This window comes from Cryobacterium sp. Y11 (assembly GCF_002929535.1).
Lineage (GTDB): Bacteria > Actinomycetota > Actinomycetes > Actinomycetales > Microbacteriaceae > Cryobacterium.
Genome location: NZ_PJJO01000057.1, coordinates 257,151 through 277,951, shown reverse-complemented (window position 1 = coordinate 277,951; position 20,801 = coordinate 257,151). Strand labels below are relative to the sequence as shown.

At 64.4% G+C, this 20,801-nt stretch carries 20 protein-coding genes; 7 read left to right on the top strand and 13 right to left on the bottom strand.

What is annotated here, in order from left to right:
* Nucleotides 1–2 precede the first annotated feature (2 nt).
* From CXY75_RS11950 to thyX, 6 genes are all read right to left on the bottom strand, one after another.
* Nucleotides 3–2,909: a DNA translocase FtsK gene (locus CXY75_RS11950; protein WP_104083026.1), complete on the bottom strand. Its 2,907-nt coding sequence runs from the start codon at nt 2,907–2,909 to the stop codon at nt 3–5.
* A gap of 103 nt (nt 2,910–3,012) precedes the next feature.
* Nucleotides 3,013–4,242 carry an ABC transporter permease gene (locus CXY75_RS11945; protein ID WP_233201858.1) on the bottom strand — a complete coding sequence of 410 codons (1,230 nt, stop codon included), beginning with the start codon at nt 4,240–4,242 and terminating at the stop codon, nt 3,013–3,015.
* A complete protein-coding gene (locus tag CXY75_RS11940; RefSeq protein WP_104083025.1) occupies nt 4,239–4,934 on the bottom strand; it encodes an ABC transporter ATP-binding protein in 696 nt (231 codons plus the stop codon). The genes CXY75_RS11945 and CXY75_RS11940 overlap by 4 nt, the downstream gene beginning before the upstream one ends.
* Nucleotides 4,931–5,986: an efflux RND transporter periplasmic adaptor subunit gene (locus CXY75_RS11935; protein ID WP_199182444.1), complete on the bottom strand. Its 1,056-nt coding sequence runs from the start codon at nt 5,984–5,986 to the stop codon at nt 4,931–4,933. Before CXY75_RS11935 ends, CXY75_RS11940 begins: the two co-directional genes overlap by 4 nt.
* Nucleotides 5,987–6,265: 279 nt before the next feature.
* On the bottom strand, nt 6,266–7,243 hold the full coding sequence (gene dapA / locus CXY75_RS11930; RefSeq protein WP_104083024.1) for a 4-hydroxy-tetrahydrodipicolinate synthase: 978 nt from the start codon (nt 7,241–7,243) through the stop codon (nt 6,266–6,268).
* Nucleotides 7,244–7,336: 93 nt separating this feature from the next.
* Nucleotides 7,337–8,047: an FAD-dependent thymidylate synthase gene (gene thyX, locus CXY75_RS11925; RefSeq protein ID WP_104083023.1), complete on the bottom strand. Its 711-nt coding sequence runs from the start codon at nt 8,045–8,047 to the stop codon at nt 7,337–7,339.
* Between the two features lie 173 nt (nt 8,048–8,220).
* Here thyX and CXY75_RS11920 point away from each other — a divergent pair, with 173 nt between their 5' ends.
* The 4 genes from CXY75_RS11920 to CXY75_RS11905 all read left to right on the top strand — a co-directional run bounded on the left by CXY75_RS11920 (nt 8,221) and on the right by CXY75_RS11905 (nt 10,716).
* Nucleotides 8,221–8,712: a thioredoxin family protein gene (locus CXY75_RS11920; RefSeq protein WP_104083022.1), complete on the top strand. Its 492-nt coding sequence runs from the start codon at nt 8,221–8,223 to the stop codon at nt 8,710–8,712.
* Nucleotides 8,699–9,202, top strand: coding sequence for a DUF4395 domain-containing protein (locus CXY75_RS11915; RefSeq protein WP_104083021.1), 504 nt, complete (start codon nt 8,699–8,701; stop codon nt 9,200–9,202). The genes CXY75_RS11920 and CXY75_RS11915 overlap by 14 nt, the downstream gene beginning before the upstream one ends.
* Before the next feature lie 184 nt (nt 9,203–9,386).
* Complete coding sequence (locus tag CXY75_RS11910) at nt 9,387–9,818, top strand: OsmC family peroxiredoxin (protein WP_104083020.1); 432 nt, start codon at nt 9,387–9,389, stop codon at nt 9,816–9,818.
* A 7-nt stretch (nt 9,819–9,825) separates the two neighbouring features.
* Nucleotides 9,826–10,716 carry a TIGR01777 family oxidoreductase gene (locus tag CXY75_RS11905; RefSeq protein ID WP_104083019.1) on the top strand — a complete coding sequence of 297 codons (891 nt, stop codon included), beginning with the start codon at nt 9,826–9,828 and terminating at the stop codon, nt 10,714–10,716.
* A gap of 104 nt (nt 10,717–10,820) precedes the next feature.
* Here CXY75_RS11905 and CXY75_RS11900 read toward each other — a convergent pair whose 3' ends face one another.
* Both CXY75_RS11900 and dapB read right to left on the bottom strand, forming a co-directional pair.
* Nucleotides 10,821–11,264, bottom strand: coding sequence for a hypothetical protein (locus CXY75_RS11900; RefSeq protein ID WP_104083018.1), 444 nt, complete (start codon nt 11,262–11,264; stop codon nt 10,821–10,823).
* Nucleotides 11,261–12,022 carry a 4-hydroxy-tetrahydrodipicolinate reductase gene (gene dapB, locus CXY75_RS11895; RefSeq protein ID WP_104083017.1) on the bottom strand — a complete coding sequence of 254 codons (762 nt, stop codon included), beginning with the start codon at nt 12,020–12,022 and terminating at the stop codon, nt 11,261–11,263. The genes CXY75_RS11900 and dapB overlap by 4 nt, the downstream gene beginning before the upstream one ends.
* A 57-nt stretch (nt 12,023–12,079) precedes the next feature.
* Between dapB and CXY75_RS11890 the strand changes: the two genes are divergently transcribed.
* Nucleotides 12,080–12,601: a GNAT family N-acetyltransferase gene (locus CXY75_RS11890; RefSeq protein WP_104083016.1), complete on the top strand. Its 522-nt coding sequence runs from the start codon at nt 12,080–12,082 to the stop codon at nt 12,599–12,601.
* Nucleotides 12,602–12,608: 7 nt separating this feature from the next.
* Here the strand turns inward: CXY75_RS11890 and CXY75_RS11885 are convergent, their stop codons facing one another.
* Nucleotides 12,609–13,211, bottom strand: coding sequence for a histidine phosphatase family protein (locus CXY75_RS11885; protein WP_104083015.1), 603 nt, complete (start codon nt 13,209–13,211; stop codon nt 12,609–12,611).
* Nucleotides 13,212–13,276: 65 nt separating this feature from the next.
* A complete protein-coding gene (locus CXY75_RS11880) occupies nt 13,277–14,620 on the bottom strand; it encodes a pitrilysin family protein (protein WP_104083063.1) in 1,344 nt (447 codons plus the stop codon).
* 255 nt (nt 14,621–14,875) lie between these two features.
* Between CXY75_RS11880 and CXY75_RS11875 the strand changes: the two genes are divergently transcribed.
* The gene (locus CXY75_RS11875; protein WP_104083014.1) at nt 14,876–15,466 is read left to right on the top strand and encodes a TetR/AcrR family transcriptional regulator; all 591 of its coding nucleotides are present in this window, start codon (nt 14,876–14,878) and stop codon (nt 15,464–15,466) included.
* A gap of 33 nt (nt 15,467–15,499) precedes the next feature.
* Here CXY75_RS11875 and CXY75_RS11870 read toward each other — a convergent pair whose 3' ends face one another.
* The gene (locus tag CXY75_RS11870; protein ID WP_104083013.1) at nt 15,500–16,498 is read right to left on the bottom strand and encodes an aldo/keto reductase; all 999 of its coding nucleotides are present in this window, start codon (nt 16,496–16,498) and stop codon (nt 15,500–15,502) included.
* Between the two features lie 357 nt (nt 16,499–16,855).
* Between CXY75_RS11870 and CXY75_RS11865 the strand changes: the two genes are divergently transcribed.
* Nucleotides 16,856–18,469, top strand: coding sequence for a peptide chain release factor 3 (locus tag CXY75_RS11865; RefSeq protein ID WP_104083012.1), 1,614 nt, complete (start codon nt 16,856–16,858; stop codon nt 18,467–18,469).
* Nucleotides 18,470–18,538: 69 nt separating this feature from the next.
* Here the strand turns inward: CXY75_RS11865 and CXY75_RS11860 are convergent, their stop codons facing one another.
* Entirely contained in the window at nt 18,539–20,224 is a 1,686-nt protein-coding gene (locus tag CXY75_RS11860) for a ribonuclease J (protein WP_104083011.1), read from the bottom strand.
* Nucleotides 20,225–20,503: 279 nt separating this feature from the next.
* Entirely contained in the window at nt 20,504–20,722 is a 219-nt protein-coding gene (locus CXY75_RS11855) for a hypothetical protein (protein ID WP_146069456.1), read from the bottom strand.
* Between the last annotated feature and the right edge of the window lie 79 nt (nt 20,723–20,801).

Sequence of the window (20,801 nt, the reverse complement as noted above, 5' to 3'; positions counted from 1 at the left end):
GTTCAGTCCCTGCCCGTTAGTTTCCAAGCATCCTCGTCGTCAGAGGTACCGTCCACCTCAGGATACCCCTGTGACATTTTCTCCACCGGATCGTCCGCGTAGCGCGAGTCGGGTGCCGACGCGGCACGGGAGTCGTCGGATTGCGCCTTCAGGGCGTGCTGTTCATCGTCGGAGCCCCGCAGACGAGCGAGCACGCTCGGCAGCTGCTCGGCGGTGACGAGAACGTCCCTGGCCTTGGAACCCTCGGAAGGGCCAACAATTTCGCGGGATTCGAGCAGGTCCATCAGTCGGCCGGCCTTGGCGAAACCGACCCGCAGCTTGCGCTGCAGCATCGAGGTCGACCCGAACTGGGTCGACACGACGAGTTCGGCCGCGGCGAGGAGCACCTCAAGGTCGTCACCGATATCAGAGTCGATCTCCTTGCGCGGAGCAACCATGGAGACATCGGGCCGGTAGTCCGGCCTGGCCTGCATGGTGACATGCTTGACAACCTTCTCGATCTCATCCTCGGTGACCCAGGCGCCCTGCACACGCACGGCTTTGGAGGCGCCCATTGGCAGGAACAACGCGTCACCCTGACCGATGAGCTTGTCAGCGCCGGGCTGGTCGAGGATGACCCGGGAGTCGGTGACGCTCGTGACGGCGAAGGCCAACCGTGACGGCACGTTGGCCTTGATCAGCCCGGTGACCACGTCGACGCTCGGTCGCTGAGTGGCGAGTACGAGGTGAATTCCGGAGGCACGTGCTAGCTGGGTGATGCGCACGATGGAGTCTTCAACGTCGCGCGGGGCGACCATCATGAGGTCCGCCAACTCATCGACGACGACCAACAGGTACGGGTAGGGCTTGAGCTTTCGTTCGCTGCCAACCGGCAGCACGAGCTCGCCGTTGACGACGGCCTTGTTGAAGTCGTCGATGTGGCGAAAACCGAAGCTTGCAAGGTCGTCGTAACGCATGTCCATCTCTTTCACGACCCACTGCAGCGCCTCGGCCGCTTTCTTCGGGTTGGTGATGATGGGCGTGATGAGGTGCGGTACGCCGGCATAGGCGGCGAGCTCGACCCGTTTCGGGTCGATCAGCACCATGCGCACGTCGCTCGGCTTCGCGCGCATCAGCAGGCTCGTGATCATGGAGTTGACGAAGCTCGACTTACCAGAGCCGGTCGAACCGGCCACGAGCAGGTGGGGCATCTTCGCAAGGTTGGCGATGACGAAACCGCCGCCCACGTCCTTACCGACGCCGATGGTCATCGGGTGGGTGGCGTTGGTGGCGGTGCTCGACCGCAGTACGTCGCCGAGGGTCACGATCTCACGGTCGGTATTGGGAATCTCGATGCCGATGGCACTCTTGCCGGGAATGGGCGAAAGAATGCGCACCTCGTTCGAGGCGACCGCGTAGGAGAGATTCTTGCTCAGCGCGGTGACCCGCTCGACCTTCACGCCGGGGCCGAGCTCGATCTCGTACTGGGTGACCGTCGGCCCGCGGGAGAATCCGGTGACCTTGGCATCGACCGAGAACTGGCGCAGCACCTCGGTGATCGACTTGACGACGTCATCGTTGGCGGCCGAGCGGGCCTTGGCCGGCGGGCCGGCCGTCAGAGTGGATGCCGCTGGCACGAGATACGGAATGGCCGGGTGGGGGTCAGTGGAGGCGAGGGGTGGCAGTGCCGCGCCATCGGCATCCACTGCCTGGCTCAATTCAGGGAAAATATCGTCAAAGCCGGGGAGCACCTCGGTGTGCCCAGCCGGGTCGTCGGAGCGCAGGCCGGTGGAAGCCCCGCCGAGGTCGACCTCGCCGGTGAAGCGCTTGACGGCGAGTTCGGCCTTGCGCAGGTCTTCGAGCACCTCGGTGCCGTAATGGTCTTCTTCGGGCGGCGTCGTGTGGTCGGTGACCTCGGATTCGATGGCGCTGTCGAAGCCGCCCCGCGACTGGCCTCCGCCGAGCAGCACGCTCATCGGGTCGGCGGCGTCTGCGGCTGCGGTTTTGGCGTCGGTGCCGCTCTTTTCGGTCGACAACGCACTGCCGAAATTGGGGTCTTCTTCCCGCTTGCTGTTGTTGCGGCGCCACCAGGGCAGTGCGCCCTCTGTGCCGTCATCGTCGTCGACGCCATCTAGTTCGATCTGAACGGTCTTGCCCGACTTGGCACCCTTGCTGCTAGCCACGTGCTCGTCGGCGTCGCTCAGCTGTGCGCCGAATAGCCATTCGTAGAGCTCGCGGGAGCGATGACCAATGCGGTTAGGCGGGGTTTTCGTGATGATGAACAGGCTCAGCAGCAACGACAGGATGACGATGATGGTTGCGCCGATGGACGTGGTCAGCAGGATGAGCGGGGCGGCGATCATCCAGCCGATCACTCCGCCGGCCAGGGCGAGGGCCGGCATGCCGTCTTGCGGCTCTGGCTGCACACCAAAGATGTGGCAGAGCCCGGAAATGGTGACAAGCAGCAGGCTGAGCCCGATGCCGATGCGGCCGTTATCGTGCACCGAACTCGGTTTGCGAAACAGCCAGATGGCGAACAGCAGCAAAATGACCGGCAGGGCAAAGGCGACCCGGCCGAACAGTCCGCCAAAGGTGTACGCATCGAGCTGTTGAGCCACGACGTTGTTAATGAGAAACCATTCGATGATGGCGCCGGAGATGGCCAGCAGCACGAGAAAGAACGGCAGGCCGTCACGGCGTTCGTCTTTGGAGAGCTTTTCGAGGCCGAGGGCACGGGCGGCCCCGCCGGTGAGGTGGGCTAGGCCCATCCAGGCGCGGGCTCCCGCACTCGGTTTAACCTCGACCGCGGTGAACTTGACGGTCTTCTGCGCGGCAGTCTGGCCGCCACCCCGCGCCTGGGGTTTGCGCGCCGGAGCGCCCTTCGCTGCCGGGGTGCGGGAACGCCCGGTCGACTTAGTGCTCGTAGCCATGAAATAACGCTACCAAGCACCGGTGACATTCCCGTGCCCCACGCCCACGCCCGGCGCGACTGACCTGCGAAAGCCGTGCCAGCGCATCCGTTTGACCGACCAGTTAGTAGCGGATGGCGTCGATCACCTTCACCCGTACCGCCACGAGCGCGGGGATAAGACCGGCGAGGGCGCCGACGGCCGTGGCACAGACCAGGCCGAGAACGGCCGCTTCTACCGGGAATGGAGGAAAGTCGGTGACCTGGCCTTGGCTGATGAAGTCCTCGACGAACGGGCTCTTGACGATAAGCACGGCGGCGATCACCCCGACGATTCCGGCCACAACTGTCGCGACAACGCTTTCCATCATGACGGCAAAGAACACCCGGCTGGCGGTCGCGCCGAAGCTGCGCCGAATACCGATCTCCCGAATGCGTTGCTTGAGGGTGACCAAGGCGATATTGACCAGGCCGAGCGCACCGAGCAGCAGCACGAGCCCGGCGATGGCTCCGACCGTGAGCTTGAGCGAGAGAAACGGGTCGCTGTCTTGGAACGCAGCGTAGTCCTGCCGGTTCACTGAAACGGATGCCTCACGTCCGAGGGCACCCTGCACGTCGCGTTGCAGCGCGATCACCAGCTGCTCTGACACGTCAACGGGCACCCACAGCTCGTAGGATGGCGGCCCGAATTGTTGGAGGTTCGGGTCACTGACAACGGGCGTGATGGCGGTGAGTGCGTCGGCGAGCATGTACATGGCCGGTTCGGTTTCCCACGAGAGTGCAGGGTAGACGCCGGTGACGACGGCCGTCGTGGTGCGGTCACCGATCAGGGTCGTTGTCGGGTGGGTGTCGAGGTCTGGTCTACCGAGACGGTCGTAGAAGATGGAGTTGACCAGCACGGCAGGGGCGAGCCTCGCCTGGTCGTTGTCGGTAAACCAGGCGCCCTCCTCGACGGTGATGCGGTGCATGGTGCCGTAGGGCGCGTCGACGCCGACGGTCTGTACCGGCACGGCGCCGTCGGAGAACTGCACCGTCTGGCTGGTGTGAACGACCCGGCTGGCGTAGTCGATCTGGTAGCGATCAAGGGCCGTACGCCAGATTTCCGGCATTCCCGGCGGGGTGGAGCCATCGTTCATCGACGCCGACAGAAACAGGCTCGCCGCACGCCCGCCGGAACGTTCGCTCGATTCGACGGTCGCCTGCTGGGCGACCGCGCCGAGCCCGACCACTGTGGTGATGGCGCAGACGGCGACGGCGACACCGATCAGCGACAGCATGACCCGGGTTTTGTGGATGCGCAGTTCTTGCCAGGCTTCGATGACCGAGCCAACCAGGTTGGTCACGACGCGCTTCACGCCAGCACCGTGCCACTGACTTGCAGCACACCGTGGTCAAGCCGGAGGTGTGTGGTCGCCCGGGCTGCGATGGCGGGGTCGTGCGTGATGGTCACCAGGGCTGCCCCGGATTCGGTGGCGACTTGATCAATGAGGTCCATTACCGTTTCGCCGGTTTCGAGGTCGAGGGCGCCGGTGGGTTCGTCGGCGAGAATCAGCCGCGGGCCGCGCACGAGCGAGCGAGCGATCGCGACGCGCTGCTGCTCACCACCACTCAATCGGTCGGGCAGCGACCCGAGCCGGTCACCGAGGCCGACCCGTTCGAGCATCTCGCTGGCGATTCTGGATCGCTGCCAGAACTGACGTCCCTCGGCATAGAGCAGCGGGGTCATCACGTTTTCCAGGGCGGTGCGGCCCTGCAGCAGGTTGAACTGCTGAAAGATGAAGCCAACTTCGCGGCCGCGCAGGCGGTCGCGAGCGCCCGAGGACAACTCCTGTACCGGTTGGTCTTCGAACAGCATGATGCCGCTCGTGGGGTTGTCGAGCAGCCCGAGCAGGTTGAGCAGGGTGGTCTTGCCCGAACCGGAACGGCCGACGATCGAGACGCGGTCCCCCACGTTTACGGTGAGGTCGACGCCGGAGAGAATCGTCAGCGGCGGCGCATCGATGAGCTGCACGGTACGAGTCACGCCTTCGAGGTGCAGCAGGGTCATCCGGAGATCCCGAAACTCGAGATGCTGGGACCGAAGCAGATTTCACTGCCGTCCGGCTGCAGCGCGCAGCCCGAGTCGCCGCCGGCGACTGCACCCGGTACGAACTGGTTGATCAGATCGCCCTCGACGAGTCCGTCGACGACCTGCACGTTGACGCCGTCGGTCATGCCGAGCGTCACGGGGCGTTCCTCGGTGCCGCCGTCGGGCAACACGAACCAGACGACTCCGGTTTGGGCGGAGCCCTCGACGGCGGTCGTCGGCACGACGAGTACGTTTTCGGCCAGGCCGGCGGCGATCGTGATCTGCGCCGCGAGGCCGGAAAACACCGTGACTTCGGCGGGAATCGCGCAGGTCACCGTCGTGCCGCTCGCACCCGTCACACCACCGGACCCGTCGCCGCCGGCCGCCTCCCCGGCCAGCGGGGTGCTGATGGCCAGCCCGGTGCAGGTGAACGGCGCCGGCCCGTTGGTGATGGCGACGGATGCTTCGGTCGGCTTGGTCAGCAGCCGATACTGCTGCTCGGGGCTGAGCGAGCCGCTCACCGAGAAGCTCGGCGGCGCGACCTGTCCGGTGGCGTCACCGACGGCCACGGTCTGACCGTGGATTACCGTGAGCGAGCTGAGGATTCCGGTAGTTGGGGCGAGCACCTTGGCGAAGGTGATCACCGGTTTGGGCTGGGTGATGGTGACGAAACCGTCGGCATCCGTTGTTTCGACCGGGTCCTTGATCGTCTCAACCCGAATGTCGTAAATTTTGTCGTCCTTATTCACCGCCTGACCGGCCGCGATGAAGATTTCATCGACCGTGCCGATGGCGGTCGCCTTGACGCCGACGGCCGGATCGGCACTAACCGTTCCGGGCAGGGTCACATCGTTGCTGATCGTGCCGAGGGCGACCGGAATCTGTGGTTCGACGATGACGCCGGTCGGTTCGGCGGGATTGCTGTCGGCGGCGGTATCAGGGTAGAAGGCGATCTTGACCAAGGCAACGGCAATGGCCGCAATCACGATCAATCGAAGAATGGGAAAAACCCATTTACGTGCAATGTTCACGAGACTCCCCCACCCGGCCGACCGGACCTGGTCAAGCTCGATGGCCTGAGCCTAGCGGTACGTGTGCAGCTGCGTCTTGGTCAAGCCCGCTGACCGAGGCGCGAGTTTGCGAACGATTGAGATGCTGGGTCTCGACCAGCAGGGAAGGCACTGTGTGCAAGTCGCTCGCCGGGTTGAACGGACTCGCGGCACGTGTGGCGGCCCGCAACGGGGCTCGCGGCACCTGTTACGGTTCGTGGCACCGCTACCAACGAGTGCCACGAGCCCACGATCAGGGGGTTAGCGGGTGGTGCCGGCGACCTTGGGGAGTGATCCGCCGGCGGCGGCGTTGCGGTCTGGGCGGAAGTTGGAGAAGTCTACGCCGGGAATGTTCTGCACCAAGGAGAGCTCGTCTTCGATCTGGGCTGCCTCGGAGTCCTCGGGGCCGACCAGGGGCAGGCGCACCCGCGGGCTGCCGATGCGACCGAGGCCGTGCAGGATGTACTTCACGGCAACCGTGCCGGGAACGTGGGTCATCACGGCCCGGACGAGCGGTTCGAGCTGCTGATGGGCTGCGGTGGCGACCTTGAGCTCGCCGCGGTTGACCGCGTCAACCATCTGCCGGTACGGGGCGGCCGTGATGTTGCTGGTGACCCCGATCAGGCCGGTCGCACCGATCGACAGGTGGGCCAGCACGTTGGGGTCGTCGCCCGAGAAGTACATGAGGCCGGTCTGGTTGAGCACCCGGCTGACCTGGGCGAAGTCGCCCTTGGCATCTTTGATGGCCAGAATATTGGGGTGCTTGGCGGCGCGCAGGATGGTCTCGTACGCGATGGCGACGCCGGTGCGCCCGGGGATGTCGTAGAGAATCACGGGAAGGTCGGTGGCATCGGCGATCATGCGGAAGTGGGTGAGGATGCCAGCTTGAGTGGGCTTGTTGTAGTACGGGGTGACGATCATATTGCCGTCCGCACCGGCCTTCTCACTCTGGCGGGCCAGCTGCATGGCGTGTGCGGTCTCGTTGGAGCCACCGCCGGTGATGATCTTGGCCCGGCCGTTGGCGACCGACTTGCCCACCTCGACCAGACGGATCTTCTCCGGGTCGGTCAGGGTGCTGGTTTCACCGGTCGTTCCGGTGACGACAATGCCATCAGCGCCAGCATTAATGACGTCGTCGATGTGCTTCTCCACCCCAGCCCAGTCCACTTCGCCATCAAAGGTAAACGGGGTGACCAGTGCGACCAGCACCTGGCCAAAGGGATTCGTAGAGGTAGACACGACTTACAGGCTATCGTCTCCGTGTCCTTCGTTCCGCGAGAGCGCAAAAAAGTGCCCCGACGAACCAATCATCGGGGCACTTCTCGCGAAACATTATGGGGAGACTCGGCCGTTTTTGTTGAAGGCGGCGTAGGTCAGCGGCATGAGCTTCTCGAAATGGGTTTCCATCTGCTCGGCGCACATCTCGATCTCGCGCTGCGGGAACGACGGAAACGATGAGCCCTCGCGCTTGGTGCGCAGACTCAGAAAATTCATCAGCGAGCGAGCGTTGAGCGTGACGTACATCGAGGAGTAGATGTTCAGCGGCAGCACGATGCGGGCGACCTCACGCGCGACGCCGGCTTCGAGCATTCGCTGATATGCCTCGTAGGCGCCAATCGCGGCGGCACGGGTCTGCTGCTGCACCAGCGCGGTCTGCTCGGCGGTGCCGGGCAAAAAATCATAGGCACCCGCCTTGCCCACCTGCACAAGGTTCCGCTCGGCAGCGGGAACGTAGAACACCGGGTTCAGCTCCCGGTAGCGACCCGATTCTTCGTTGTAGGAGGCAATGCGGTGGCGCATGAACTCGCGAAACACGAAGATGGGTGCGCGCACGTAAAACGTCATGGAGTTGTGCTCGAACGGCGAGCCGTGGCGGTCGCGCATGAGAAAGTTGATCAGGCCACGATCGCGTTTGGCGTCTCCCTCGCTCTCGGACCCATCAAGCTGGCTCTGCTCCAGGGTCTGCTCCCCCAGGGTCGAGACCCGGGCGGCAAACAACACGTCGGAGTCGTGGGCGCTCGCGCGGACAAGCTCGACGGTCATGTCGGATCGAAACTCAATTTCAGAGCGTGACGCTGGTTCGGGAGAAGAATTAGTATCAGACACTTGCTCAGGTTAGCCTCATCCATCCGCGCTCGCCGCCAGACGCTCCGCGAGCGTGCGTAATCTCTCGTCATACTGCGCATTCGCCTGCGCGCCCACGTAGCGTTGAAGCTATGAACCCCCTCGAAGCGATCGGCCTGGTGGCTGCACTACTCGCGGCCACGACCGTACTTGGACTGTTATGGAGAGCCCGGCAGGGGCGTGTGGCCCGCGTCGCGGGCACGATGATTTCGGCAGCTGATGTCGCGGCCACGATCCCCTTCGGCACTGCGGCGACCCTGCTGCAGTTTTCGACCGAGTTGTGCGCTCGTTGCCCCGGCACCCGGCGCCTGCTGCGCACCGTGGCGGATTCCCGACCCGGTGTGGTGCACGTGGATGTGGACCTGACCCGCCGCGCCGACCTGGCCAACCGGTACAAGATTTCACAAACACCGACCACGCTGATTCTGGACGGGGCAGGCCGGGTGTGCGCCCACGTGGGCGGGGTACCGAACCGGGCCGACATTGTGGCAGCGCTGGACGACCTCGGGTCAGCGCCGCGCGGCTCGTCCCCCCTCGTAAAAAGCACGGCAACAACCCTCAGGAGCCCCCATGTCGCGCGCTAATTCGTCCACTACGGCGTCAACACCGACCCGTCCCCTGCTCGATCCGCGCGGGCCACGGTTTGGTGCCATGATCACCGCGGTGCTGCTGCTGGTCGTGCTCTTTCTATCGCTGACAGGGGCATCCACTGCCGCGCTGATATTGCTCGCCCTCATCACGGCCCTGTTTGCCTGGGGCACACTAGCCGGTGCCGGGCGGCATCCGTATGGCGCGCTGTTTCGGAAATTCGTCCGACCACGACTGGCTGCCCCGAGCGAACTCGAAGACGCGGCGCCGCCAACCTTCGCCCAGGGCGTCGGCCTGGCGGTGACCCTCGTTGGCATGGTACTCGGGCTGGCCGGGGTGCCCGGCGCGGTCGGCGTTGCCGCAGCCGCAGCGTTCGTCGCGGCCTTTCTGAACGCGGTCTTCGACTACTGCCTCGGTTGCCAGATATATCTGCTGCTCGTGCGATTCGGACTGCTGAACCGGGGCGCTCAGGTGAGAGACGCCTGAATCTCGCCTTCTCCTACCGCCCTGCGTTCCGGGACCGGAACGCAGGGCCACGAGAGAAATTAAGCCCCTGGTCGGAAGGTTGGCCAAGCGTGACGAGCCGGCTCCCATAAAATTCCCAGACCAGACTGTTTCACCGAGCAGGTCTGGCGGATAGGGTGGGATCCAATCATCTGGAGGAAACACCATGCCTACGACGCTCACGAGTGAAGCCACCACCGTCTGGACCGGCGATCTTTCGTCCGGTTCCGGTACCGTCACCCTCAATTCCTCCCACTCCGCCGAATTCTCGGTAAATTGGAAGGCTAGAACCGAAGGCGTCTCCAACACCACCAACCCGGAAGAATTGCTGGGCGCCGCCCACGCCTCCTGCTTCTCCATGGCCCTCGCCAACGCGCTCAGCGCGGCCGGCCACACCCCAGAGAGCATTCAGACTACCGCCGCCGTCACCTTCGCCGTCGGCACCGGCGTTATCGGTAGCCATCTGCTGGTCAGCGCGAAGATTCCCGGACTGACCGAGGCCGAGTTCGAGGCCTTCGCGCAAGACGCCAAGGAGAACTGCCCGATCTCCAAGGCACTCGCCGGGATTCCGATCACCATTGAAGCTGAACTGGCCTAGGTCACAGGTGCGCGTTCTCATTGCCGGAGCCTCCGGTCTCATCGGTCGTGAGCTCGGCCGCCAACTGGCCGCAGCCGGGCACACCCCCGTTCGGCTGGTGCGGCGAGCAGCCCTGGGCCACAACGAAATTCGTTGGGATCCAGCCGCCTTGGTTCTGGATCCCAGCGTGCTCGACAATGTGGACGCCGTCGTGAACCTGTCGGGGGCGTCACTGGCCCGGCTACCGTGGACGAGCGGGTACCGCAAGGAAATCCTGCAATCCCGCTTGCATGCCACCCGCACACTGACCGACGCTTTACGGCGGGCTTCGAGTCCGCCGACCGTTCTGTTGAACGGCTCCGCGGTGGGAATCTATGGAAATCGGCCGGCGGAAGTGCTGAGCGAAGCATCCGCTCACGGCACCGACTTTCTCGCGGAGGTCGTCACTCGTTGGGAGGTTGAGGCGCAACTCGCGCCGGAGCCGACCCGGGTCGTCGCCCTGCGCACCGGGCTGGTACTAGCCAAGGGCGGGGCGCTTAAGCCCCTGCTTCCGCTCGCCAAACTCGGCCTCGCCGGGCCGCTCGGCGGCGGAACACAGCACTGGGCCTGGGTGAGCCTGCACGACGAGGCCGCGGCCATCGTGCACCTACTCACCTCGACGTTGTCCGGCCCGGTCAACTTGGTGGGCCCGACGCCCGCGACGGCCAACGACATCATCAGCACTCTCGCCGCAGCGTTGCACCGACCATTCCGTCTGCCGGTACCCCGGGCGATGCTGACCCTGCTGCTGCAAGATGCCGCCCGCCAGCTGCTGCTCGCTGACCAGCAGGTCAGCTCCGGCAAGCTGCAGGACGACGGATTTGAGTTCGCCCACCGCACGCCGGCCACCGCGATCGACTGGATGCTGCGCCAGCCGTAGCCGCGGGTGCCGAAGGCTCCGTGCAGACTGCAGCCATCTGCGCGAATCGGGCCGTGATGGGCGCCATCGCCGCTCACGTCCGCAGGTGTGAACGGCGCTCGGTGCTAATTCGGGGTGCGTTCCAGGGCGATCGCGGTGCGGATGGCGCCGCGAGCGCGTTTGCGGTCGCCGGAGGCGTCGTAGGCCAGGCCGAGGCGCAACCAGGCCTGCCAGTTCTTGGGCTCGGCGTCAACCTCGGCCTGGAAGGTCGGAAATTGAGCGTCGGCGGCGTCCCGATAGGGGCGGCCGCTCGGGCGAGTGGGTAGATTGGCCTCGGGCAACTCGCCCAGCTGCTCAAGTTGACGTACCAGGCGCTCGGAGCGGATACCGAACAGAACTTCACGCGCGAGCGCCCAGAATCCGATCAACGGGAGGATGAGCAGCGCGAGCCCGATCGCGATGCCGACCGGTTGCCCACTCTGAATGAATGCAACGGCGCGCACGCCAGCCAGGACAAGGTAGAAAACGAGCAGTACCGCCATGACAGTGACGGCGATTTTGCCCTTCATTTGGAAGTTCCGTCGGTGTCCGAGCCGAATCCCAGGTCGACGATCTGGTCGAGACCGACTGTGACTCCCGTTGCGGTTCTGGTCGCGGCGAGGGCAAGCAGAATTCCGCTCTCATAGGCGGTCGGCGACAGGGTGTTATGGCTGATCGTGAGTGTTTCGCCGGTGCCACCGAGAATAACGTCCTGCCGGGCCAGGAGTCCGGCCAGCCGCAGGCTGTGCACTGGCACGCTCGAGATCTGCTGCCCGCGGGCACGCTGGTCGGTGTGCGGAGCCGAAACGGGGCCTAGTTCGGCGCGCGCCCGTCCGATCAGTTCGGCGGTGCGCACGGCCGTGCCAGAGGGCGAATCGACCTTGCCGGGTTGGTGCGCCTCGACAATCTCGATCGAGTCATAGAACCGGGCGGCCAGCGCGGCGAAGGTGCTCGCGAGCACGGACCCGATCGAAAAGTTGGGAATGATGATGACGCCGGTGTCGTCGCGGTCGGTGAGGCGACGAGCCAGCGAGTTGATGCCCTCCTGGTTCCAGCCCGAGGTACCCACGAGTACCCGCAGTCCGTGCTCGGTGGCAAAGTCCACGACGGTGCGGCTGACGTCGGGTCGGGTGAGGTCGACGGCGATCTCGGCGCCGAGCATCTCGTCGAGATCGCTGTGCGAGTCGAGCCGAGCGACGACCTCGTAGCCCTCGGTTCGGTCGATTAGGTCGGAGACCAGGCGGCCCATCTTGCCCGTTGCGCCGATGATAGCCACCCGTGTTGTCATGAGACCAATCTACCAATTGATCACTGCGCCCCTCACCGGGCGCAATACTCTAGGGCTATGCCTCAGTTTCATGCCGTATCGGTAGCGGATGCGCACGCCCTCACCCTGCTCACTGAATATTTCAGCAGCCCGGAACTGTCGTTTCGGCAGTCCCAGGGCGCGTATCAGCCGACTTTTCCGCTGGCGGAGCAGTTCGTGGCGCCGCAGGGAGTGTTTCTGGTCGTGCTCGATCCGGCCTCGGGCGAAGACGCCGCAGGCCGACGGTATATCGGGTGCGGGGGCATCCGTCGGTTGGACGGTATCAACTTGGAGCGTGCCGAAAACGAACCGGTGCGATTCGAGGTGAAGCACCTATGGATGCAGCCGCGAGCTCGGGGTCGAGGGTGGGGGCGACTGCTGTTAGCCGAGCTGGAGCAACGCGCGGCGTCGTGGGGTGCCGCCGAGGTCGTGCTCGACACGAATAAGAGCCTTGCCGCTGCCGGCGCGCTCTATGCGAGCACCGGCTATACCAAAATCGAGGCCTACAACGACAATCCCAACGCGACGCACTGGTATCGCAAACGTCTCGGCACCAATTAATGCGGCCCTAAAACATCAGCGGTTCGGGTAAACCGGTGCGCAGCTCAACCGGCAGATGGCCGAGGTCGTTATGGGTGACTAGGGTCCACGGGCGGCCGGGCTTTTGCTGAAGCACGGTCAACCCGCAGTTGGCCTGATTGATGCCGACCCAGCGCCAGTCGGGAGCTCCGAGCACCTCGCGCACAAACCAGGCGATCACGAAATTGTGGGTGATCAGCAGGTCGTGGCGCTGGCTGCGCCGCGGCTGCAGAAACTCGGCAACGGCGTCTTCCATCTGAGCGCGCCCGGCGGCGATTTCATCGTCGGTGACCGAGCCGAAAAACGGGTCGTAGGCCGAGGGCGTTTCGGCGGCCCGGCCAGAGGGAATGCAGTCGAACAGCAGCGCAGACGATTCGCTGTGCACCGACGGTAACCGCTCAGCCATGATCTGCGCGGTTTCGGCGGCACGCTGCAGCGGGGAATGCCACGCGCCGGTGAAGGGAACGCCACTCAGGCGATCGGCAATAAGCAGGGCCTGACGCTTTCCCCGCGGCGACAGCGGGCCATCATGTAGCCCGTGTTCGGCGTCTTGCTGCTCGCCGTGGCGTACCAAATAGATGTACTGGGGCATCGTTGTCCATTTCGAAGTTCAGAAGTCCGACGGATGCGGACAGTGCAAAGACTTTGTGGCTGCGGTCAGCCAGGGAGGATCGCCGCGAAGGCGTCATCCTTGAGAGCCCCAACCGCACAGATCGACACGGGACCGCTCGCGAGCTCGGCGGCGAGCTCTTGCACGTCATCCGCTGTGACGAGCGCGAGGCGGCGCAGAGCCTCGTCGAGGTCGGCGAACTCACCGAGGGTGATTTCGGAACGACCCAGCCGCGACATGCGTGTGTCCGAGTCTTCCAGGGCGAGAGCGGATGCCCCGCTCAGTTGGCCGGACGCCCGCTTCATCTCGTCGGCGGTCACACCGTGCTCGGCGAGGCGATGCAGTTCGCTGAGCATGAGCTCGGCGACCTGGCCGGCCTTGGCCGGCGTGCACCCGGCATACATGCCGAACAGGCCAGCGTCAGAGTAGCCGGGAGCGAAGGAGTAAACCGAGTAGGCGAGGCCGCGCTTCTCCCGCACCTCCTGAAACAAACGGCTCGACATGCCGCCGCCGAAGATCGAGGTGAGCACGCTCATGGTGACCCGACGGTCGTCGGTGGCGAGCAGCCCGGGCATACCCACCAGGAGGTTGGCCTGTTCGAGCGGTCGCTTGACGATGGTGAGAGCCTGGCCCTGCGCAATATCTGCTGGCGCCCCGCCACGCCGGCTCACCGGGCTCTGGGCAACGCCCAGGTCCCAGCCGGCCCGTTCCAGGGCGCTGCTGACAGCGGCGACGAGCACATCGTGGTCGACGGCCCCGGCAACGGTGACGACGAGGTCTTGCGGGCGGTAGTTGGCCTGGTAGTGCTCCCACACTGCCGAGCGGGTGGCGCCGCGAATGTCGTCGGCGCTGCCGCCGATGGGGCGGCCGAGCGGGTGCGTGCCCAGCACGGCTTCAAAGAAACGCTCATTAGCGACATCGGCCGGGTCATCATCGGCCATGGCGAGTTCTTCGAGAATGACGCCGCGCTCGGTTTCGAACTCACCGGCATCCAGTTGTGAGGAGGTCAGCATGTCGGTGAGCACGTCGATCGCCATACCGAGGTCGCGGTCTTGCACCTTGGCGTAGTAGCAGGTGTATTCCTTCGCGGTCATGGCGTTGTGTTCGCCACCGACAGCGTCGAAGGAGATGGCGATGTCCAGCGCCGACCGAGTGGGGGTGCCCTTAAACAGGAGGTGCTCAAGAAAGTGGGTGGAGCCGAAATGGCCGGGCTGTTCATCACGCGACCCGACGGCTACCCAGTAGCCGATGGTGAGGCTGCGGGCGCCCGGTACTTGCTCGCTGAGAATGCGCACCCCGCTCGGCAGAACGGTTCGACGCACGCGGGCATCACCGGCGGCCCGAAACGAGAGTTCGGCCTGGTCTAGGGGAAAGTCGACTGCACCGTTCATATCATCCATAACCTTACTTGACCGCTCCGGTCACGCCAGCGTGCCGGTGTCAGCTCGGTCGAAGAAACCGATACCAGTAAGTGCCCGACTGAACACCAGTAGCGTTGGCACCCCCAGTTGGACCAAATCGCAGGAAGCGCCCAGATTCGACAGACTGATCTGTCTAGCCTGTGTTACAGTCTGGAAGCTGACCGGCCCAAACCCTCGGTTTTGCGCCGGTCAGGGCCCCATACGGCCCCCGATAAAGGAGCCAGAATGACCACGCCGACAGATGAGGCCGTTCGGCCGGCGACACACGCCAAGGTGCGGATTCTCGCCACCGCCGACCGCCTGTTCTATGCCGAGGGTGTGCACACCGTTGGTGTGGACCGAATCATCAGTGAATCCAAGGTCACCAAGGCCACCTTCTATAAGTACTACCGCTCCAAGGACGCTCTCATCGTCGTCTATCTGCAGGGGCGGGACCGCCTGGCCCGCGAGCTTCTCGCCGCGCTTGAGCTACGCTGTGACACCCCCGAGCAACTCCTGCGCGGTGTTGTGGCCGAAATTTCAGCTCAGGTAATACGCGACGGGTTCCACGGCTGCCCGTTCATCAATGCGGCCGCCCAGTTCACCGACCCGACGCATCCAGTGCGTCAGGCCGTTGCCGCGCACCGCGATTGGTACGGGCGCAGCGTCGAAGACCTGTTCCGGGGCATGGGCCATGCCCGTCCGGGTGACGCGTCAGACGATTTCCTTCTGGCCCGTGACGGCGCTTTTGCCGGCGCCAACCTCGGCGACCCGATCGGCGCCCACACGGCTCTTGTGCGTGCAATGCAGCGCGTGCTTGACGAGTCGGTCGCCTAGCAGTCAGGTAGCTAGCAATCAGGTAACGAGCAGTTACCGCATACGTATGCTGCTCGACACCCGATCCAGGTCGGCCAGGTCGGCACGACCGAGACGGATGCTTGCCGCCGCCAGGAGAGACGCCACCTGATCGGGTTGCCCAGCTCCGGCGATCGGCGCCACCACATCGGGTCGCGCCAGCAACCAGGCCAGCGCAATCGTCGCGGGGGCGACGCGGTGCACGGCGGCGATGCGATCGACAACGGCGAGCACGCGCAGGGACCGTCGGTTGAGATAGGCCCGCGCGAGCTGTCCGCGGGCGGTGCCGGCGGCATCCGCTTTGGTGCGGTAGGCGCCGGCCAGAAAACCGTGCGCGAGAGCAAATCCCGGCATGATGCCGAGATTCTGCGCACGAGCGGCGACCGCGATGCTCGATTCAAGTTCGGAACGGTGCACGAGGTTGTACGGGGTTTCGACGGCGACGAACTTGGGCAAGCCGACGGCCGACAGCACCCGCGCTTCCATCAACCGTTCCGCGGAGAAATTGGACGCCCCGAGGTACCGCACCTTGCCGGCCTGCACGAGCGCATCAGCGGCAACAAGGCTTTGCTCGAGGGCAACGGACGTGTCGTCGAAGTGAAAATAGAGCAGGTCGAGGTAGTCGGTGCCGAGCCGGGCGAGACTGGCTTCGACCGCGCCGACGATGCTGTGCTGGCTGAGCCCGGGATTATCCAGGTTGTGGCCAATCTTGGTGGCAATAATGGTTTCGGCGCGGGAACCGCGCGAACGGAGCCAGCCCCCGATGATGACCTCGCTGCGGCCAGCGGCGAAGCTGTCTGCGGTGTCGAGAAAATTGCCGCCGAGATCGCGGTGAAGATCGAGGATCGCGCTGCTGGTGTTACCGTCGGCCGTCCAACCGAAGGCATTGCAGCCTAGGGCGAGCGGATGCACGAACAGCTCGGTCCCCGGAATTTGGCGGCGAACCGGTTGCGCGTCGACCGGATTAACCTCGGAACGTACCACGGAGGAAGGTGAGACGGCCAGTCTGGTCATCGGTTTCTCCTCACTCGGAACGCCAGCACCGTGAACTCTGGCACTGGGCGTTTTACTGCTGCCGAACTGTTCTTGGCCCGATAGTAGGGGACAGCACCGACATTTTCTGACGACGCGCTAAACCGTTACCAAAACGTGCGCCGGTTCGGAGCAAAATGCACTTTTTAGCCCCTGACCAATTCACCACACAGTCGGTACTGGCGAAAGTCGTTCCCCGCATGATTTGTTAGACTAACAATTGCGCGAAAATTGGGCTCACGGTGCAGGTGCACATCCGCCCTGGGCCACCGGCTATCGAATTGACTGTTCGATCGGCTGGCGAGGTAACCTGCCCAAATCAGCCGCAGGAAAGCAGCCATGACCACCGACGCCTCCGTGCCCAACCCTCAGGTTCCCCGCGAGGCTCGTAGGCGCCGCACCTTTGCCGTGATCTCCCACCCCGACGCCGGCAAGTCCACCTTGACCGAAGCCCTGCTGCTGCACGCCCGCGCGATCACCTCCGCTGGAGCCACGCACGGCAAGGCCGGTCGCAGCGGCACCGTCTCGGACTGGATGGAGATGGAAAAGGCCCGCGGCATCTCCGTGACGAGCGCCGCGATTCAGTTCGAATACCACGACGCCGTGATCAACCTGGTCGACACCCCCGGCCACGCCGACTTCTCCGAGGACACCTTTCGAGTGCTCTCCGCAGTGGATGCCGCGGTGATGCTCGTCGACGCAGCTAAGGGTCTCGAGCCGCAGACCATGAAGCTGTTCGCCGTGTGCAAGCAGCGCGGGCTTCCCGTTATTACCGTCATCAACAAGTGGGACCGCCCCGGCGACACTCCCCTGGCCCTGATGGATGAGATTCAGACCCGCACCGGTCTGCTGCCGACTCCGCTGAACTGGCCGGTCGGCGAGGCCGGCGACCTACGCGGCGTGCTCGATCGCCGCTCCGGCGACTTCCTCCGTTACACGCGCACAGCGGGTGGAGCAACGGTGGCCGAATCGGTGCGGTTGGATGCGGCCGACGCGGCGCGCGAGGAGGGCCCGGCGTGGGCATCCGCTGTGGAAGAATCTGAGCTGCTGGATGCAGAATCGCAAAATCACGACTCCGAGCTCTTTCTCGACGGGCAGACCACCCCAGTGCTGTTCTGCGCGGCAGTGGCGAACTTCGGCGTGCAGCAGCTGCTCGACACCCTGGTCGAATTCGCGCCACCCGCCGAAGCCCGCATCGACATCGACGGCAATCCGCGCAAGGTCACCTCGCCGTTCTCCGGTTTCGTGTTCAAGGTGCAGTCCGGTATGAACTCGGCGCACCGCGACCACGTGGCCTTCGTGCGCGTGTGTTCCGGCGAATTTCGCCGCGGCATGATCGTCACCCACGCCGCGACCGGCCGCCCCTTTGCGACCAAGTATGCCCAGCAGCTGTTCGGCAAGGAACGCACCGTCACCGACCAGGCCTGGCCGGGCGACATCGTCGGGCTCGTCAACGCGTCGGCGCTGCGGGTCGGTGACTCGATCTTCGAAGACGAACGGGTGGAATTTCCGCCGCTGCCGTTGTTCTCCCCGGAACATTTTCGGGCGATTCGCCCGGTCGACAGCAGCAAACACAAGCAGTTTCGCCGCGGTATCGACCAGCTCGACCATGAGGGCGTCATCCAGGTGATGCGCTCCGAGGTGCGCGGCGAGCAGGCCCCGGTGCTCGGCGCCGTCGGACCGATGCAGTTTGAGGTGGTCGAAGACCGCATGGTGCACGATTTTCATGCGGATATTCGCATGGAAGCGTTGCCGTACCAGGTGGCCCGCAAGACCGACAAGGAGAGCGCCCTCGTGCTCGCCGGAACCCGTCAGGTGGAGGTGTTCACCCGCTCGGACGGAACGCTGCTCGCCCTGTTCAGCACACCGTGGCGACTGCAGGCGATCGCCAAGGAAAACCCGAAGCTCGTGCTGATCGACATCGCGAACGCAACGGCCGACGACTTTATGTAGCGTTTTTGCACAACCAGAAAGGCCGCATCCTCATCGAGGATGCGGCCTTTCTGGTTGTGTCGGTGCTGGTTACGCGTCGACCACCACGGAGGTGATGACGGGGCTGCGACGGTACTTGCGGTTCATCCAGCGGCTCACGGACTGCGTGAAGAGGTCTTCGAGCTCGGCGCCGTCGACGATCTTGATGCGGTTCGCGGCCTTCATAGCCTCATCGATGACCTTGGTGGCGCCCTTGACCCACTCGTCGTCGTGCACGAATCCGCGCGCCAGGAACTCAACCGGCTCGGAGAGCGTGCCGGTCTTGGCGTTGAGAATTCCGAGGATGGTGATGGTGCCGTCCTCCGCGAGCTTGCGACGGTCTTCCATCGCGGCAGATGCTGCCCCGCCGACGGTCATGCCGTCAACGAAGACGTAGTCGGCGACGACACGGCCGGTGACCTTGGCGTGGCCGTCGACGAGGTCAACGACGACGCCGTCTTCGACGACGACGACGTTGTCCGAAGGGACGCCGGTCGCGATAGCGAGGTCGGCGTTGGCCGTGAGGTGACGCCATTCACCGTGAACCGGCATGACGTTGACCGGCTTGACGATGTTGTAGCAGTAGACGAGTTCGCCGGCACTCGCGTGGCCGGAGACGTGAACCTTGGCGTTGCCCTTGTGCACGACGTTCGCGCCCCAACGGATCAGGCCGTTGATGACACGGTAGATGGAGTTTTCGTTGCCGGGAATGAGCGAGCTCGCGAGCAGCACGGTGTCACCCTCGCCGATCTTGATGACGTGCTCGCGGTTGGCCATGCGCGAGAGCGCTGCCATCGGCTCACCCTGCGAACCCGTGCAGATGAGAACAACCTTGTCGTCCTTCATCCGCTCAAGTGCCTTCATATCAACCAGCAGACCCTTGGGAATGTTGAGGTAACCAAGCTCGCTGGCGATCCCCATGTTGCGCACCATGGAGCGGCCGACGAAGGCCACCTTGCGGTTGTGCTTGACGGCGGCGTCAATGACCTGCTGGATGCGGTGCACGTGGCTCGCGAAGCTTGACACGATGATGCGGCGCGGCGAGGTGCGAAACACGGTGTCGATTGCCGGTCCGATGTCTTTCTCGGCGGTAGTAAAACCGGGAACCTCGGCATTGGTCGAGTCCGTCAGGAACAGATCGACACCCTCTTCGGCCAGACGCGCAAAGGCGCCGAGGTCGGTGAGGCGCTTGTCGAGCGGAAACTGGTCCATCTTGAAGTCACCGGTGTGCAGCACGAGGCCTGCTTCGGTGCGGATGGCGATGGCTAGGCCGTCGGGGATGGAGTGGTTGACGGCGACGAATTCGAGGTCGAACTGGCCGATGGTGCGACGCTCGCCCTCCTTCACCTCGATGAAGTTCTGGCTGAGGCGGTGCTCCTGCAGCTTGGCGGCGAGGAAGGCCAAGGTGAGCTTGGAGCCGACGACGGGAATATCGCCGCGTTCCTTGAGCAGGTACGGCACGGCGCCGATGTGGTCTTCGTGACCGTGGGTGAGCACGATGGCCTCGATGTCCTGCAGGCGATCGCGAATGGCCGTGAAGTCGGGCAGGATGACGTTGATGCCGGGCTGGTTGTCCTCAGGAAAGAGAACGCCGCAGTCGATGATGAGCAGCTTTCCCTTGTGCTCGAAGACGGTCATGTTGCGGCCGATCTCGCCGAGTCCACCGAGCGGAATGATGCGCATGCCGCGGGCCGGTAGGGCCGGCGGAGTGCTCAGGTCGAGGTAGTGGGTATTCATGAATCTCATTTCGTTGTCTGCGGTACTGCATGTCCAGGTGTGTGGGGAGCGCGGGGGGGCATACGGAAAGCCAGCGAGGAATACTCGGGAGCCTCAGCGCGCGTGCGCGTGCCTCGTGTCATCTCTGGCGGGCAAGCAAAATACCGGCCAAATATCTTCTTAGTGTACCGATACCGAGCGATCGGCGTTTCGGTGCGGTTGTCACTACGACAAAAGAGGGACCCCGCTTGGCGGGGTCCCTCTGTGAGTGTTGCGCGTGCCGGTGGTACCCGGAACGCGTTAGGCTGCCGTGGCCAAGTGCCTGCCGTTAGCCGCCTGCGGCTGGAGGACACGGATCGCCGCGGTCGCCGTGGGGTGCGACACGTACTCGCCGGCGTCCTGGTGCCGCACGGTTCCGCTGATGTAGCCGGTTCCCGCGAGCATCCGCCGAGCGGCGTGGGAAATGTACTCGTTGGGCACGGTAGTGGTTTGTGAGTTGTGCGAAATGTAAGAATTCATGATGCTCCTGGTGCGGTCTACTAATAGCGGATGCCGACGGGAACCCTGAGCACTGACTCGTGACGCGATCACTCGACTG